17 protein-coding genes are annotated in these 17262 nt (G+C 38.4%); 15 read left to right on the forward strand and 2 right to left on the reverse strand.

The features are described from left to right. The first annotated feature begins 37 nt into the window (after positions 1-37). From gldB to KRODI_RS09400, 3 genes are read left to right on the forward strand one after another with little or no spacing between them, the layout of a single operon-like run. A complete protein-coding gene (gene gldB, locus KRODI_RS09390) occupies positions 38-991 on the forward strand; it encodes a gliding motility lipoprotein GldB (protein WP_041295880.1) in 954 nt (317 codons plus the stop codon). A gap of 3 nt (positions 992-994) precedes the next feature. Next, positions 995-1336 carry a gliding motility protein GldC gene (gene gldC / locus KRODI_RS09395; RefSeq protein WP_013751369.1) on the forward strand — a complete coding sequence of 114 codons (342 nt, stop codon included), beginning with the start codon at positions 995-997 and terminating at the stop codon, positions 1334-1336. Between the two features lie 19 nt (positions 1337-1355). Further along, positions 1356-1706, forward strand: a complete 351-nt coding sequence (locus KRODI_RS09400) for a hypothetical protein (RefSeq protein ID WP_013751370.1) — start codon at positions 1356-1358, stop codon at positions 1704-1706. Between the two features lie 12 nt (positions 1707-1718). Here the strand turns inward: KRODI_RS09400 and yihA are convergent, their stop codons facing one another. Then, positions 1719-2330: a ribosome biogenesis GTP-binding protein YihA/YsxC gene (gene yihA, locus KRODI_RS09405; RefSeq protein WP_013751371.1), complete on the reverse strand. Its 612-nt coding sequence runs from the start codon at positions 2328-2330 to the stop codon at positions 1719-1721. A 112-nt stretch (positions 2331-2442) separates the two neighbouring features. Continuing rightward, a complete protein-coding gene (locus KRODI_RS09410) occupies positions 2443-3207 on the reverse strand; it encodes an alpha/beta fold hydrolase (protein ID WP_013751372.1) in 765 nt (254 codons plus the stop codon). A gap of 315 nt (positions 3208-3522) precedes the next feature. Here KRODI_RS09410 and mraZ point away from each other — a divergent pair, with 315 nt between their 5' ends. From mraZ to ftsA, 12 genes are all read left to right on the forward strand, one after another. Next, positions 3523-3993, forward strand: a complete 471-nt coding sequence (gene mraZ, locus KRODI_RS09415) for a division/cell wall cluster transcriptional repressor MraZ (RefSeq protein ID WP_013751373.1) — start codon at positions 3523-3525, stop codon at positions 3991-3993. Further along, entirely contained in the window at positions 3980-4876 is an 897-nt protein-coding gene (gene rsmH, locus KRODI_RS09420; protein ID WP_041295670.1) for a 16S rRNA (cytosine(1402)-N(4))-methyltransferase RsmH, read from the forward strand. Before mraZ ends, rsmH begins: the two co-directional genes overlap by 14 nt. 8 nt (positions 4877-4884) lie before the next feature. Further along, positions 4885-5205: an FtsL-like putative cell division protein gene (locus KRODI_RS09425; protein WP_013751375.1), complete on the forward strand. Its 321-nt coding sequence runs from the start codon at positions 4885-4887 to the stop codon at positions 5203-5205. Between the two features lie 4 nt (positions 5206-5209). Next, the gene (locus tag KRODI_RS09430) at positions 5210-7201 is read left to right on the forward strand and encodes a penicillin-binding protein (protein WP_013751376.1); all 1992 of its coding nucleotides are present in this window, start codon (positions 5210-5212) and stop codon (positions 7199-7201) included. Beyond that, entirely contained in the window at positions 7198-8661 is a 1464-nt protein-coding gene (locus KRODI_RS09435; RefSeq protein ID WP_013751377.1) for a UDP-N-acetylmuramoyl-L-alanyl-D-glutamate--2,6-diaminopimelate ligase, read from the forward strand. The genes KRODI_RS09430 and KRODI_RS09435 overlap by 4 nt, the downstream gene beginning before the upstream one ends. Then, positions 8661-9899, forward strand: a complete 1239-nt coding sequence (mraY, locus tag KRODI_RS09440; protein ID WP_013751378.1) for a phospho-N-acetylmuramoyl-pentapeptide-transferase — start codon at positions 8661-8663, stop codon at positions 9897-9899. Before KRODI_RS09435 ends, mraY begins: the two co-directional genes overlap by 1 nt. A 25-nt stretch (positions 9900-9924) precedes the next feature. Beyond that, positions 9925-11262 carry a UDP-N-acetylmuramoyl-L-alanine--D-glutamate ligase gene (gene murD, locus KRODI_RS09445; protein WP_013751379.1) on the forward strand — a complete coding sequence of 446 codons (1338 nt, stop codon included), beginning with the start codon at positions 9925-9927 and terminating at the stop codon, positions 11260-11262. Between the two features lie 102 nt (positions 11263-11364). Continuing rightward, a complete protein-coding gene (locus KRODI_RS09450; protein ID WP_013751380.1) occupies positions 11365-12573 on the forward strand; it encodes an FtsW/RodA/SpoVE family cell cycle protein in 1209 nt (402 codons plus the stop codon). Then, on the forward strand, positions 12560-13648 hold the full coding sequence (gene murG / locus KRODI_RS09455; RefSeq protein ID WP_013751381.1) for an undecaprenyldiphospho-muramoylpentapeptide beta-N-acetylglucosaminyltransferase: 1089 nt from the start codon (positions 12560-12562) through the stop codon (positions 13646-13648). Before KRODI_RS09450 ends, murG begins: the two co-directional genes overlap by 14 nt. 54 nt (positions 13649-13702) lie before the next feature. Beyond that, entirely contained in the window at positions 13703-15055 is a 1353-nt protein-coding gene (gene murC, locus KRODI_RS09460; protein ID WP_013751382.1) for a UDP-N-acetylmuramate--L-alanine ligase, read from the forward strand. 16 nt (positions 15056-15071) lie between these two features. Then, positions 15072-15761: a cell division protein FtsQ/DivIB gene (locus tag KRODI_RS09465; protein ID WP_144784863.1), complete on the forward strand. Its 690-nt coding sequence runs from the start codon at positions 15072-15074 to the stop codon at positions 15759-15761. A gap of 71 nt (positions 15762-15832) precedes the next feature. Continuing rightward, positions 15833-17182, forward strand: a complete 1350-nt coding sequence (ftsA, locus tag KRODI_RS09470) for a cell division protein FtsA (protein ID WP_013751384.1) — start codon at positions 15833-15835, stop codon at positions 17180-17182. Positions 17183-17262: the final 80 nt, after the last annotated feature.

Genomic DNA, 17262 nt, shown 5'->3' on the forward strand with positions numbered 1-17262 from the left:
AGGACTCGTTTTTCTTGAATATAAAGATACAAACTCTATGAATAAAATACTTATAATTCTGTCATTGCTGGTATGCCTTACTAGTTGTAAAGAAGACACAAAGACTCCACCAGAAATCAAAGCAATGTCTGTAGATATGAAGGTGAGAAGATTTGATCAACTGTTTGCAGCTGCTTCAAAGGAAGATCTAGCGTCACTAAAAGCAGAGTTTCCGTATTTGTTTTCAAAAAAAATTCCTGATGAGTACTGGGCACAACGTTTTACAGATACTATACAGCTAGAAATTAACGAGGAGATTGCAAAAGTCTTTCCGGATTTTAAGAGTGAAAAAGCTTCCATAGAAGATCTTTTTCGTCATATTAAGTATTACTTCCCAGAAACTACAGTTCCTAAGATTGTAACCTTAACGACAGAGGTAGATTATAGAAATAAAGTGGTACTTGCAGACAGCCTCTTGTTAATAGGATTAGATACGTACTTAGGTGCAGACCATCATTTTTATGTAGGTATTCCAAAATTTCAAAGCAAGAATTTTAGAAAAGAGCAGATGCCAGTTGATATAGCAGCTGCATTTGCAAAAACTAAAGCTAATAGATTACGTCAAAAGGATTTCCTTTCTGAGATCATACATGAAGGTAAAAAACTATACCTCATGCAGCTATTGCTTAGTGAGACACCTGCACATGAAATATTAGGTTATACACCTGAGGAGTTATTGTTTGCACAAGAGAATGAAAAAAATATGTGGGAGTTCTTTGTAAAAAACGAACTGTTATATAGTACAGATAGAAAGCTTTTAAGTCGTTTTATTAATCCAGCGCCTTTCTCAAAATTCTATCTTTCCTTTGACAATGAGACACCTGGTCGAGTGGGGAGATATATAGGTCATGAGATTGTAAAATCATATATGGATAACAACGATGTGTCGCTTAAAGTCTTATTGAATCAAGATGCAACTATTATCTTTGCAAACGCAAAATACAAACCCTAAGGAATGGCTAAGAAAGAAAAATCTGAAATTAAAATAGCAATCGAACTTGATGAGAATCGTGTTCCAGAAAGTATGGCTTGGACTGCACGTGATGGTGGAGTAGCAAACGAGGAAGCAAAAGCAATGCTTCTTTCTTTATGGGATCCTAACCAAAAGGAAACTGTACGTATTGATTTATGGACAAAAGATATGCCTGTAGATGAGATGCAGCAATTTTTTCACCAAGTACTTGTGGGTATGACAGAGTCTTTTCGTCGTGCTACAAATGATGAGAAAATGGCAGATACTATGAAAGATTTTGCAGATTATTTTGCAGAACACCTTGACCTTGAAGATAAAAAGTAAGCTTCACAAACTATTGTTTGTGTACAACGCAAACTCTGGCGCAATAAACGCCCTTTTAGACGCAGCTCATAAAGTGGTGCGTCCACAAACCTATCAATGTGCACTCTGTGAGATTACTCATGGAGTGTTTAAGGAAAAGGAGGAATGGTTACGCTTTCGCGAAAGCGTACATACTCCATTAGAATTTCTTCACAAGGATGAGTTTTTAAAAGCTTATAAATCTAAGTGGTTGCCTAAGTATGAATTTCCTTTGGTGCTAGCAGTTACAGAAGCTGGTCTGGAGGTTGTAATAAGTGCAGATATATTTGCTGGTATTGCATCTTCTCAAGAACTTATTGAGCAAGTCAATAAAATTATAGAATCCTATTAATCGACCTAGTTATTAGTAACCCGGCTTTAGGTTTTCATTGAGGTCTTCTATGTAGCCTAAAATTTCATCTTGACCATCACCATGAGAAGCGCTGCTCACAAAGTATTTAGGAAATTCCCACCATACACCATCAAGCATAATCTTTTTGTAGACTTCTATATTACGTTCTAGTGCTTGAGGACGTAGCTTATCTGCTTTGGTGAAAATGATAGAAAATGGAATCTCTTTTTCTCCGAGATATTCCATAAATTCCATATCTATTTTTTGAGGCTCGTGACGACAATCTACAAGCACAAAGGCAGAGATCATTTGCTCGCGTTGCTCAAAATAATCTGTAATGAATTTTTGGAAGTATTTTTTATCTTTCTTAGATACACGAGCATATCCGTAGCCAGGTAAATCTACGAGGTGCCAGTTTTCGTTAATCAAGAAGTGATTAATAAGCTGCGTCTTACCAGGTCTTCCAGATGTTTTGGCCAGACTCTTACGGTTAGTAAGCATATTAATAAGCGAAGACTTTCCTACATTAGAACGGCCTATAAAGGCGTATTCCGGGATGCGAGTATTAGGGCACTTTGTGACTTCGGAGTTACTTACTACAAAAGAGGCAGACTTGATTTTCATATCGCAAAAATAGTAATGTAATCGTTTAATAAAGAATATGGAGCACATTATATGCTCAAAGTCTCAAGAATGAGTATGAGTTGCTATGTATGCTTGTTGTAGGTGAAGATTCTTAAAATGCTCTCTCCTTAAGCCACTTTAATAAAACGTCGTTGAATTCTGTAGGCTTTTCCATCATAGCTGCATGACCACATTCCTCTATCCAAAACAGATCTGAGTCTGGAAGTAGTTTATTAAAATCTTCTGCAACCTCAGGTGGAGTAACACCATCTTGACGTCCCCAAATAATACAAGTCGGTGTATTCATGTCTGGAAGGTCTTGTGCCATGTTATGACGTATTGCGCTTTTTGCTATAGCAAGCGTCTTAAGTAATTTATTGCGATCGTTTACTGTGTCGTACACCTCGTCTACAATTTCTTTGGTAGCACACTCAGGATTATAAAATACCCCTTGTGCTTTCTTTTTGATGTACTCATAATCACCACGCTTAGGGTAGCTTTCTCCCATCGCACTTTCATAAAGTCCAGAGCTGCCTGTAATTACAAGAGCCTTTACTTTTTCCGGAGACATTTTAGTGTGATACAGTCCCACATGACCACCCATAGAATTACCTAGAAGAATTACTTCTTCATAGCCTTTCATTTCAATGAATTCGTCAAGATACTTAGCAAACGATTTTACCCCAGTTTTGATAAGAGGCATCGTGTATACTGGAAGTTCCGGGATTACCACTTTATACCCATTTTCCGAGAAATGAGAAGTCACTGCATCAAAATTACTCAAGCCTCCCATTAAACCATGTAGAATGATAATTGGTGTCCCTTCGCCTTTTTCTAGATAAGTAAATTTCCCTTCGGTAATTAAGTCGTGTTTCATAAAAGTGGTTAGTAATCGGTATAAGCAAATATAGTTATTTCGGTTTTGATTAGTTGCGCTTTTTTTACAATGGTCTTAATGCATGATACTGAGCATTTTTAAGGTTATAGCAAGTTGTTTTACTATGCTTTCGCGAAAGCAAAAAAAGAAAATTAAGCTCAGAAGAGAAAGAAAATTATAAAATTCTACTCATCAACATATTGTTAACAAGTGGAGGAAGGTGGTACAACTTATCAACAAAGTGGTAGAATGTGGTAAAAAGTGGTAATATTTGCGCTATATTTGAGTTAATACATAAAAACTAATCTATCTCGAGTGATTAACCTCATTGGAACATACGAATGTAAAATAGACGCTAAGGGCCGACTCATGTTGCCTCAAGCGTTTAAAAAGCAGCTGGCTCCTATCCTTCAGGATGGTTTTGTGCTTAAGCGTGCTGTGTTTCAAAAGTGCCTCGAGTTATATCCTATTGCAGAGTGGAACACGCTAAGTGCAAAGGTGAATAAGCTTAATCGTTTTAATAAGAAGAATGATGAGTTTATACGTCGTTTCAATGCAGGTGTTAAGCCAGTAGAAGTTGACGGAACAGGAAGAGTTTTAGTGTCGAAAGATTTAGGAAATTTTGCAAAACTTGAGAAGTCGATTGTGGTAAATGCTGCTTTCAATATTCTCGAGATTTGGGATAAGGATTTATACGAAAAAGCCATTGATGAGGCAGCAGTAGATTTTGCAGATCTTGCTGAGGAAGTGATGGGAGATAGCGATGTACCAGATGGATTATCATAACCCAGTATTATTAAAAGAGACCGTAGATGGTCTCAATATCAAGCCAGATGGCGTCTATGTAGATGTCACCTTTGGTGGTGGTGGTCATTCTCGTGAGATTTTGAGTAGGCTAGGTCCTGAGGGGAAACTTTATGGTTTTGATCAAGATGTAGATGCTCAAGAGAATATTATTGAGGATGAGCGATTCACGCTTATTCCAGAAAACTTTAGATACATCAAGCGATTTATGCGTTTTCATGGTGTGAAAAAAGTAGATGGAATTCTTGGTGATTTTGGGGTGAGTTCGCATCAATTTGACGTAGCAGAGCGTGGTTTTTCTACTCGTTTTGAGAGTGATCTCGATATGAGAATGAATCAAAAAGATACTTTATCTGCTTATAACGTGATCAATGATTATGAGGAGGAGGATTTAAGGCAGGTGTTCTGGCAGTACGGAGAACTTCGTAATGCGCCTAAGCTTGCTAGCACTATCGTGCAAGAGCGCAATAGTCAGTTTATAAAAACAAGTGAGCATCTCAAAAAAGTGTTAGCTCCGTTTTTGCCTAAGCATAGAGAGCATAAAATACTTGCTCAGATTTACCAGGCAATTCGCATTGAAGTAAATCAAGAGATTGAAGTGCTTAAGGAGTTTTTAATGCAAACAGAGCAATTACTTGATACAGGTGGGAGAATAAGCTTGATAAGCTATCACTCGCTTGAAGATCGTTTAGTGAAGAGGTATATAAGAAGTGGGATGTTTGAAGGTGAGCCGGAGAAAGATATGTATGGGAATTTTGAAGTTCCTTTTAAGAAAGTAGGGAAGCTCATTATTCCAGATAGTAAAGAGATAAAATTAAACAACAGAGCGCGCAGTGCAAAGTTGAGAATCGCTGAAAAACTTTAAGGAACACAGTGAGCAAGTTTAATAATATACTCAAGGGTAAATTTCTAGTAGATGAGGATGCCTTTAAAAACTGGAGGATGATCATCTTTATTTCTGTACTAGCATTAATCATGATTGCTAGTTCGCACAGAGCAGATGAGAAGGTCTATGAGATTGCAAGGTTAAAAGAAGAAGTAGCCGAGCTGAGAAGCGAAGCGGTAGACAGCCGAGTAAATCTCTGGAAGTTAAAAACAAATAGTAGTGTGGCAAGAGCGCTAGAAGCAAGAGGAATTAAACCTTCTAATGTGCCGCCAAAAAAGATAAAAGTAACAACAAAAGAAACAGATTAATAACGTGGCAACCACAGAGAAGCACATATTAAACCGCCTTTATTTCGTCGCTGGATGTATGTTCCTCCTAGCGATCATAATCGCATACAAGCTTATCGCGATTCAGGTGTTTCAGGGTGCTAAGTATCGAGAGCTTGCAACTACCAGCACAGAGAAGATGGTTACTATCCCAGCTACTCGTGGTAATCTTTATGCAGAAGATGGGAGTCTTCTTGCTACTTCACAAATCAAATACGATATACGATGGGACGCAGTAGCGCCATCTAAGGAGAATTTCAACGAGAATATAGTTGGTCTTTCTAAGGGCCTTTCTAAAGTTTTAGGGAAGCCTCAATCTTATTATGAGAATAGATTACGTAAAGCACGTAATACCAAAAACCGTTACTTGTTTATTGCTAGAAAACTAGGCTACGCAGAGTATGTGAAGATTAAGTCTTTACCATTATTTAATAAAGGCCAATTTAGAGGTGGGATTATTATCGAGGAGCATACAGAGCGCGAGCATCCACTTGAGAAAATGGCAGAGCGTACCGTAGGGTATGAGCGTCAAGATGATAGTGGTTACTACACACGCGTAGGTCTTGAGGGGGCATATGGATATTACTTGCGTGGGAAAGAAGGACGTCGTCTTAAGCAGAAGATTGCAAAAGGAGAATGGAAGCCTCTTGGTGTAGGTAATGTGATCGAGCCACGAGATGGTTATGATGTAATCTCAACCATAGATGTAAACATTCAAGATGTAGCGCACAATGCTTTATTAGCGAGTTTGCAAAAATATCAAGCAGACCACGGATGCGTGGTCGTTATGGAGACAAAAACTGGAGAGATTAAAGCAATCTCAAATCTAGGTAGAACTCCTGAAGGTAAATACTATGAGCGTCTTAACTATGCAGTGGGCGAGGCGCATGAGCCGGGTTCTACATTTAAGTTGATGTCTATGGTAGCGGCACTTGAGGATAAAGTAATAGACTCAAGTACAGTTTTTGACACAGAAAATGGACGTGTAAAATTTTATGATCGCACTGCGATAGATTCTAAGCGTGGAGGTTATGGTAAGATAACAGCAGCAAAGGCTTTTGAGCTGAGTAGTAATACGGCTTTCGCCAAAATGATAAACGATAACTACGCGTCAGAACCAGAAAAGTTTGTAAAACGACTTTTTAATATGGGGCTTAACGATCAATTAGGACTTGAAATTAAAGGAGAAGGAAAGCCGAACTTTCCTTACCCAGGCGATAAAAACTGGTACGGAACAACCCTTCCATGGATGGCTTTTGGTTACGGAATAGAGTTAACGCCATTGCAAACACTCACATTTTACAATGCGATTGCAAATGATGGAGAGATGGTAAAGCCTCGTTTTATTAAAGAGGTGAAGGAATGGGATCAAACCATTGAGACTTTTGATAAAGAGGTAATCAATTCTCGTATCGCTTCTCAGGCTACTATTAATGTAGTAAAGGAGATGATGAAAAAAACTGTTGAGCGTGGAACGGCTAGAAATATTTATAGCGAAGAGTTTTCAATGGCGGGTAAGACGGGTACTTGCCAGACAGAATATTGGATAGAAGCAGGGAGATATATCTCTTCATTTGCGGGTTATTTTCCAGCAGATGAGCCTAAGTATTCTTGTATTGTAGTGGTAAACAAACCTAAAAAGTCTCTCGGATTTTACGGAAATATTGTTGCTGCACCTGTATTTAAAGAGATTGCCCAAAAGATTTATACAGACACTCCAGTAATTGATGAGGTGAAGTTGCCTACAGGTAATTCAAAGGTTATAGAGGGAGATTATCAGAAGTATTATGCAAATGTGAATAAAGCACATAGTAAGATACCTAATGTGAAGGGTATGCCAGGGATGGATGCAATTGCATTACTAGAAAATCTAGGTTTAAAAGTAAATTTTCGCGGAAGCGGGAAAGTAAAAAGTCAGTCTATAAAAGCTGGTGATAAATTAGAGAAGAATAAAACGATCACGCTACAATTATCTTGATACTACTTAAAGACATATTATATAAAGTAACGCTAGAAACTGTGGTGGGTAACACTGCCGTGGCAATTACTAATATTTATTTTGACTCGCGCAAAGTGTCACTTAATGACGTGTTTGTTGCAGTGCGTGGTACGCAAAGTGATGGTCATGATTACATAGCAAAAGCTGTAAATCAAGGTGCACTAGCGATTATTTGTGAGGAACTTCCAGAGCAAATTGTAAACGGAATAACATACGTTAAGGTTGCAGATACTTCTAGTGCGCTGGCTACAATAGCTTCTAATTTTTATGGAAATCCTTCGGCTAACTTAAAGCTCATTGGTATTACGGGAACAAATGGTAAGACCACTATCGCTAGTTTGTTATACCAACTGTTTCAAAAAGCAGGTTATAAAACAGGATTGCTTTCTACGGTAAAGATTTTAGTAGATAAGACTGAGTATAAAGCGACGCATACTACTCCAGATAGTTTAACAATAAATAAATACCTGGCAGAGATGTCTGAGGCAGGTGTAGAGTATTGTTTTATGGAGGTGAGTTCACATGGGATTCATCAAAAGCGAACAGAAGGCTTGCGTTTTGAGGGAGGAATATTTACAAACCTATCTCACGATCATCTAGATTACCATGACACCTTTGCAGAATATAGGGACGTAAAAAAGAAATTTTTTGACGAGTTACCAAAAACTGCTTTTGCACTTGTAAACACAGATGACAAGAATGGGGCGGTAATGGTGCAAAATACTAAGGCAAAGAAAGTAACCTACGCCTTAAAGTCATATGCAGATTATAAAGCGCAGATTTTAGAGAACCAATTGTCTGGATTATTACTTAAAATTCAAGATCAAGAAGTTTGGGTAAAGCTTATAGGGTCATTTAATGCTTATAATTTACTAGCCATTTTTGCAACTGCAGAGCTTTTGGGGCTTGATCAAATAGAGGCGCTTAAGCTCCTAAGTGAGTTAGAAAGCGTGTCAGGTCGATTTCAGTATTTTATTTCTGAAGGGAATGTGACGGCAATTGTAGATTATGCACACACCCCAGATGCACTTAAAAATGTGCTAGAGACTATAAATGATATCCGCACTAAAAATGAGGAGCTCATTACGGTGGTAGGAGCTGGTGGAGATAGAGATACTACAAAGCGTCCTAAAATGGGGCATATTGCAAGTGCTCTGAGTACAAAGACAATTATCACAAGTGATAATCCGCGCTCAGAAAAGCCAGAAGCAATTATCGAGCAAGTAGAAGCAGGTGTTGAGCCTATTAACTACAAAAAGATTTTATCTATCACAGATAGAAAGCAAGCTATAAAAACAGCTTGCCAACTTGCAAATCCTGGAGATATAATTCTAATCGCGGGTAAAGGTCATGAGACTTACCAAGAGATAATGGGAGAGCGATTTGATTTTGACGATTATAAAATAGTACAAGAAACCCTTAAACAACTTAATAAGTAATGCTGTATCATCTTTTTCAATGGTTAGACGAAGCTTATAACTTGCCTGGAGCAGGGTTGTTTCAGTTCAGTACGTTTCGTGCTGCACTTGCGGTGTTATTATCATTAGGACTTTCTACTATTTATGGAGAGCGCATTATTAAGCTCTTGCAGCGCAAGCAGATGGGGGAGCAAATACGCGATTTAGGTCTAGAAGGTCAAGCAGAAAAAGCAGGAACTCCTACGATGGGAGGCCTTATTATCATAGGTGCTACGCTTATTCCTGTACTACTGTTAGGTGACTTACAAAACATATATATCCTTCTTCTTATCGTTACAACGGTATGGATGGGAATCATAGGCTTCTTAGATGATTATAAGAAGAAAATGCAAAAAAATAAAGACGGACTTGCTGGTAAGTATAAAGTAATAGGTCAAGTAGGATTAGGAATTATAGTAGGTGCAACGATGTTTTTTCATAGTGATATCACTATCCGTGAAGAGATCAAACAAACTGCTGGTACAGAAAAAGTAGAAATTACAACTGTAAGAGGGGATGCAAAATTTGATGAAGCGCATAAGAGTTTAAAAACTACCATACCATTTGTCAAGGATAACGAACTCAATTATGAAACAATCCTTACAAGCATTAACGAAGATTGGAAAGGATATGCGTGGATCATATTTATACCTATTGTAATATTTATAATCACTGCGGTTTCTAATGGTGCAAACCTCACTGATGGTATTGACGGCCTGGCAGCAGGAACAAGTGCGATTATTGTACTCACCCTCGGGATTTTTGCATTTATATCTGGTAACATCATTTTTAGTGATTACCTCAATGTGATGTACATACCTGGTACTGGTGAGATGCTCATATTTATTGCTGCATTTGTAGGAGCGCTTATAGGGTTCTTATGGTACAATGCGTATCCAGCGCAAGTTTTTATGGGTGACACAGGTAGTCTTACCATAGGAGGAATTATTGCTGTGCTTGCTATTGCAACTCGAAAAGAATGGCTTATCCCAATACTATGCGGAATTTTCTTAATGGAGAATCTTTCGGTGGTGTTGCAGGTGGGATATTTTAAATACACAAAAAAGAAATTTGGTGAAGGTAGACGCATCTTTTTGATGTCACCACTACACCACCATTATCAAAAGAAAGGTATCCACGAGAGTAAAATTGTTTCCAGATTTTGGATTGTAGGGATTTTACTGGCTGTACTTTCAATTATAACATTGAAAATTAGATAATCACGCTTTCGCGAAAGCATAAAAAATGAAGAAACGATTAGTCATATTAGGAGCCGGAGAATCTGGCGTAGGAACTGCCATTTTAGGTAAGGCCAAAGGGTATGATGTATTCTTATCTGATTTTGGAAAAATTAAGGATCACTACAAAGAGATACTTGCTACCGAAGATTTTGCTTGGGAAGAAGAAGGGCATACAGAAGCGCTTATTCTCAATGCAGATGTAGTGATGAAAAGTCCTGGGATACCGGACAAAGCGCCTATTGTGCAGAGGTTACTCGAAAAGGGAGTGGCTGTAATCTCTGAGATAGAATTTGCTTCTCAATATACTGACGCCACTATTGTGGGTATTACTGGAAGTAACGGAAAAACCACTACGACGATGCTTACTGGATTTATTCTAGAGCAAGCGGGAATCAATCTAGGTGTTGCTGGGAACATAGGTGACAGCTATGCAAAGATGGTGGCACAGAAAGAGATTGATACGTATGTGCTAGAAATAAGCAGTTTTCAGTTAGATGGAATCGCAGATTTTGCACCACATATCGCGGTGGTATTAAATGTGACGCCAGATCATTTAGACCGATACGATTATAAGTTTGAAAATTACATTGCTTCAAAATTTAGAATAGCAATGAACCAAAAAGAAACAGATTATCTCATCTACGATGCAGATGACCCTGTGAGTGTGGACTGGCTCAAAAAACATCCAGTCAAATCAAAATTATTGCCTTTTTCACTTGATAAAGAATTTGAAAATGGCGCATTTATAAAAGACAATAACCTAACAGTGCAACTCAATAATAACACCTTTACCATGGCTACAAATAACCTCGCTTTAAAAGGGCAACACAATAAGAAAAATGCAATGGCTGCCTCTACTGTAGCAAATCTATTAAATATCCGTAAAGCTACTATTCGTGAGAGTTTAGAAGGTTTTCAGGGTGTTGAGCATAGATTAGAGCAAGTGCTTAAAATCAATAATGTACAATACATAAATGACAGTAAAGCGACTAATGTAAACGCAACTTTTTATGCTTTAGATAGTATGAGTGAGCCTACAGTGTGGATTGTAGGTGGTGTAGATAAAGGTAATAATTACCGTGATTTATATCCACTTGTTAACGAGAAGGTAAAAGCTATTATCTGTTTAGGTGTTGATAATGCAAAATTGATGAGTCATTTTGGAAACATGGTTGATATTATTGTAGAAACACCTTCTATGTCTGAGGCTGTAAAAATAGCTTATAAAGTGTCTGAGCGCGGAGATAACGTATTACTTTCTCCTGCTTGTGCAAGTTTTGACTTGTTTGAAAATTATGAAGATCGCGGCCGCCAGTTTAAGGAGGCTGTACGTAACCTTTAATTCTGATTTGAAAGCTGATTGTACTTCATTCCCCCGTGTAAGGCAATCAGCTTGTCAGAATTTATTAGTTAAAGAAACCGAATAACAAATAATTACTAAGCGTTGAGTACCACATTTAAAAACATATTTGCAGGATTACAAGGTGACAAGACTATATGGGCTATTGTTGCCCTTCTTGCATTGTTTTCCTTTTTACCTGTATATAGCGCGGCAAGTAACCTCGCATATATTAAAGGTGATGGGAATACGGTGAGGTTTCTTATCAAACATGGCATGCATTTAGTGTTAGGGTTTGCAATGTTGTATGGGGTTCATAAAATACCACATCATTACTTTAAAGGGCTTTCCTTTATTGCGCTTCCAGTTGTGATTATACTGCTCATAGTGACACTGGCTCAAGGAACTACCATGGGTGGAGCAAATGCAAGTAGATGGATTAAAATCCCGATTCTGGGAGTTGGTTTTCAGACTTCCACATTTGCAGGTGTTGTGTTGATGGTATACGTGGCTAGGTATCTTGCAAAAATTAAGGATACCGCAGTAACATTTAAGGAAACTATTGTGCCTCTATGGTTGCCAGTGGCTGCTGTTCTTGCATTGATACTTCCGGCTAACTTTTCTACTACTGCGATTATTGCAGCAATGGTAGTAGCTTTAGTATTCTTGGGAGGTTATCCATTAAAATATTTAGGTATTGTTATTGCAACTGGTGTTGTTGCTCTTCTGTTCTTCGTGTTGTTAGCAAAAGCTTTTCCAGGCGTATTTCCTAACCGTGTTGATACTTGGATAAGTCGTGTAGAAAATTTTGCAAATAACGAAGTAGACGCAGATGCAGATTACCAAATAGAAAAAGCAAAAATTGCCATAGCCTCAGGCGGAGTAATTGGTCTAGGTCCAGGTAAAAGTGTTCAGAAAAACTTTTTGCCACAATCATCCTCAGATTTTATATATGCAATAATTGTAGAGGAGTTTGGTCTTGCGGGAGCAGGATTTTTACTGTTTTTATATATGTTGCTATTGTTTAGAATAACCGTAGTTGCTCACAAAGCAGATACAGTCTTTGCAAAACTAGTTGTGGTAGGTGTAGGATTGCCTATTGTCTTTCAGGCTTTAATTAATATGGCAGTTGCCGTAGAGTTATTTCCTGTTACGGGGCAAACATTACCACTAGTGAGTAGTGGAGGTACTTCTATATGGATGACCTGTCTTGCCGTAGGGATTGTACTTAGTGTAAGTGCAAAACGAGCACCAGTTGTGCCAAAAGAAGAAAGTGAGTTAAACCCTTTAGACATACTTAGTGAAGCCATATAGAGTCATATTATCTGGAGGAGGAACAGGAGGTCATATCTATCCTGCTATTGCTATTGCAAAGGAAATCCAGCGCCGTCATCCTGACGCGCAATTTCTATTTGTAGGAGCTAGTGATCGTATGGAGATGGAAAAAGTACCCCAAGCAGGCTTTGAGATAGAAGGGTTGTGGATTGCTGGAATACAGCGCAAGCTCACGGTAGATAATCTTATGTTTCCATTTAAGCTCATTAGTAGCTTGATGAAATCTCGTAAAATCATTAAGAAATTTAAGCCAGATGTTGTGATAGGTACTGGCGGATTTGCAAGTGGGCCATTGCTTAAGATGGCTACCATTGCAGGGATACCAGCAGTGATTCAAGAGCAAAATAGCTATGCAGGTATTACAAATAAACTGTTAGGTAAGTCTGTGAAGAAAGTATGTGTGGCATATGATGATATGCAGCGCTTTTTCCCATCAGTGCATATTGTGAAGACAGGAAATCCTGTTCGTGCAGATTTATTAGATATAGAAAGTAAACGTAGTACCGCTTTCGCGAAATATGATTTGTCTCACAGTTCAAAAGTGGTATTAATTATAGGAGGAAGTCTAGGTGCAAAGGCTATAAATGAATTGATAGAGAAGCAACTCCCATTTTTTAAACGAAAAGGAGTCCAGGTTTTATGGCAAACAGGTAAGCTATATTACGATAAATACAAGCATCATCAGGCAGATGGTGTTCAGGTGATGGCATATATCGATCAGATGGATATGGCTTATGCAGCTGCAGATATTATTATATCTAGAGCTGGAGCAGGGTCTGTATCTGAGTTATGCATTGTAGGAAAGGCGACTATTTTTATTCCCTCTCCAAACGTTGCCGAAGATCACCAGACTAAAAATGCGCAAGCTATCGAGAAGACGGGTGCTGCAATTTTAATAGCAGAAAAAGACCTCGATAAAAAATTTGAGCTTGTTTTTAAGGGACTCCTCAACGATGAAAAAGTTTGCTTTGAGCTAGGAAGAAAGATAAAAACACTTGCATTACCAAATGCCACAGCAGATATTGTGGATGAGGTAGAGCAATTATTGAAATAATAATTTAAAAACATAACAACCGTAGTTTTAAACTATGGTGTGTAGCATAGATAAATGAAACCTTTAAAAGACATACAGAACATTTACTTCATCGGTATCGGTGGGATAGGTATGAGCGCACTAGCTTTGTACTTCCATAGGGAGGGGAAGAATGTGGCGGGTTATGATAAAACGCCTTCAGATGTTACTGCAGCTTTGCAAGACTCTGGTATTAAGGTTCATTTTGAAGATAAAAAAGAGGGGATTAATAGTTCGTTTACTAGTAAGGAAGATACCCTAGTGGTGTTTACTCCTGCCGTTCCTAAAATGATGGGAGAGCTAGTATATTTTCACGAAAGCGGATTTATGCTTAAAAAACGTGCAGAAGTGCTTGGTATGATTGCAAATCAAACCTTCTCGCTTGCTGTTGCGGGAACGCATGGTAAAACGACTACTTCTAGTATTTTGGGTCATCTACTTGCGGCATCCGGAGCCCCGGTAACTGCATTTATAGGTGGTATTACAAATAATTATAATGGTAATTTAATCCAAAAAGGAAGTGACGTTGTTGTGGTGGAGGCAGATGAGTTTGATCGCTCATTCCTACAGCTTAGACCAGATATTCTCTGTGTGACTTCGATGGATGCAGATCATCTTGATATTTATGAAGATGAGGCAGACCTTATCGCTACGTTTCAAGAATTTGGGGCACTAGCTCCAGAGAATAAGCGTTTTGTAAAAAACGGACTTCCACTTGCTGGAAATACGGTTGGTATTGAAGAGGATGCAGATTATACTGCGCAGCGAGTACGCATAGAGAATGGCGCTTATGTCTTTGACTTGCATTACCCAGGCGGTGTTTTAGAGAATTTACAATTTAGCCTGCCAGGAAGACATAATCTTTTTAATGCTGTAGCTGCATTAGGGATGGCGCTATCGTATGGCAGTCCTAAAGAAGAATTGGTAGAAGCACTAGCGAGTTATTCAGGTGTTAATCGCCGATTTACATACCGTATCCAGAAAGAAGATATGGTGATAATAGATGATTATGCGCATCACCCTACAGAAATTGCTGCGGTACATCAAAGTGTAAGAGAGATGTATCCAGAGGAGAGTGTGCTAGCTATTTTTCAGCCACACTTATTTAGTAGAACAAAAGATTTTATGAACGATTTTGCAGTAGCGCTTTCTCATTTTGATGAAGTAGCACTGCTGGATATTTACCCAGCAAGAGAAGAGCCTATTGCTGGTATTACTAGCGAGGTATTGCTTAGTGAAATGACGCTTTCGCGAAAGCAAATCATACAGAAAAATGAGCTTACTGATTTAGTGAAAGATACAAATCACAAAATTGTTGTGATGATGGGGGCTGGAGATATAGGTGTAGAGATTTTAAAAGTAACGAAAGAATTGCGTGGTGAAGGTTAACTGGTTTTACATAAAGATGTCGGTTTTACTGCTGTTGATGGTGTTTTTGTTTGCGTTTGCCATTCAAAGAAATGAGGCGCGCACAGTTGCTGAAGTTAGTGTTTCATTTAAGGATGAAAGTGCTCCTTTTGTGACGCGTGAGACCGTTAATAAATTGTTGATAGTAAGTAACGAAAAGCTTGCAGGAAAGGTAAAAGAAAATATAGCTTTGAGTGAGATGGAAAAGCGCGTGAAGGCGCATCCAATTATCAAGAATGCAGATGTTTACGTAACGATGGGTGGTGATATAGGTGTTGCAATAGAGCAACGTAAGCCTATAGCACGACTTAGCGGTGCTATTTCTTTTTATATAGATGAGAGTGGTGAGGTGATGCCATTGTCACAAAATCACTCCGCGCACGTTCCCCTTGTAACCGGAGCAACCGAGAAAGAAATAAGCGAAGTTTATAAGCTTGTAAATTTTATAAGGAAAGATGAGTTTCTTGCAAAGCACATTATAGGTATATCTCGAAGTAAGAACGCAGAGTATACGTTAAAGGCTAGAAAACTAGGTTATACTATATCACTAGGTAAGGTAGAAGCGTTAGAAAAGAGATTTAGTAATTATAAGGCTTTTTATCAAAAGGCACTTAAAGATAAAAGTTTAGATAAGTATAAAACTATAGAGCTCAAGTATGACGGGCAAGTAGTTTGTGAGAAAAAATAAAACGGTGATTGAGTAAGCTTTCGCTTATTCCGATAGCTATCGGGAGGTAGTAAACTATCAAAATTAAAGGTATGGAAAATCAAAATATCGCAGTAGGGCTGGACATAGGGACCACGAAGATCGTGGCAATGATAGGGCGGTACAATGAGTATAACAAGGTGGAGATTCTCGGTATAGGGAAGTCTAAAAGTCTTGGTGTACACCGCGGTGTGGTAAATAATATCACCCAGACCATACAGTCTGTGCAGCAAGCTGTACAGGAAGCAGAAGATGTATCAGGAATCAAAATTCAAGATGTAGTCGTAGGTATTGCTGGGCAACACATACGTTCATTGCAACATAGTGATTACATAACCCGTAACAACTCTGAGGAGGTAATTGATGCAGCAGATATTGATGCATTATGTAACCAAGTACATAAACTGGTAATGCTTCCAGGTGAGGAAATTATTCATGTATTACCACAAGAGTATAAAGTAGACGGGCAAAGCGAGATTAAAGAGCCTATTGGGATGTATGGTGGTCGCGTAGAAGCAAATTTTCACGTGGTCGTAGGTCAAGTAGCATCCATAAGAAATATAGGTCGTTGTGTGAAAAGTGCAGGGTTAAACCTTGACCGTATCACACTAGAGCCACTAGCATCTGCAAATGCAGTGTTGAGCCAAGAGGAAAAGGAAGCTGGAGTAGCACTTATCGATATAGGTGGTGGTACAACAGACCTTGCTATTTTTAAAGATGGTATTATTAGACATACAGCTGTAATACCTTTTGGAGGTAATATCATTACAGAAGATATAAAAGAAGGATGTTCAATTATTGAGAAGCAAGCAGAGCTTCTTAAAATTAAATTTGGTTCTGCGTGGCCAGGAGAAAATAAAGACAACGAGATTGTTTCTATCCCTGGGTTACGAGGGCGTGAACCTAAAGAGATAACACTAAAGAATTTATCAAAAATCATTCACGCGAGAGTTGTGGAGATTGTTGAGCAAGTGTATCTAGAAATTAAAAATTACGGACACGAGGAGCAGAAGAAAAAGCTCATTGCAGGTATTGTACTAACTGGAGGAGGTAGCCAACTCAAGCACCTAAAACAGCTAGTAGAATATATTACAGGTATGGATACTCGTATAGGATATCCTAATGAGCATCTTGCTGGAGATAGTGATGCAGAGACTACGAGTCCGCTGTATGCTACTGCTGTGGGATTAGTAATGAATAGCCTTGAGCACGGTTTATATAACAGTCAGTTAGAACCAGAAGAGGAAATTATTGCAAAAGAAGAAGAGGTCTTTACAGACACCATTAATGAAATACCAGAAACAGATATCGAGGCAAGGCCTAAAAAACCACAGGCGCCTAAGAGAAGCATATTTGATAGATGGGCAGATAAGTTTAAAGATTTTCTAGACAACGCAGAGTAGTCTATAAGATCAGTAAAGAGTAAATAGAGAATAATAAGACGGCTACGCAAGTAGTAATTGATTGTATAAGAATAAGGGGC

It is taken from the genome of Dokdonia sp. 4H-3-7-5 (assembly GCF_000212355.1).
Lineage (GTDB): Bacteria > Bacteroidota > Bacteroidia > Flavobacteriales > Flavobacteriaceae > Dokdonia.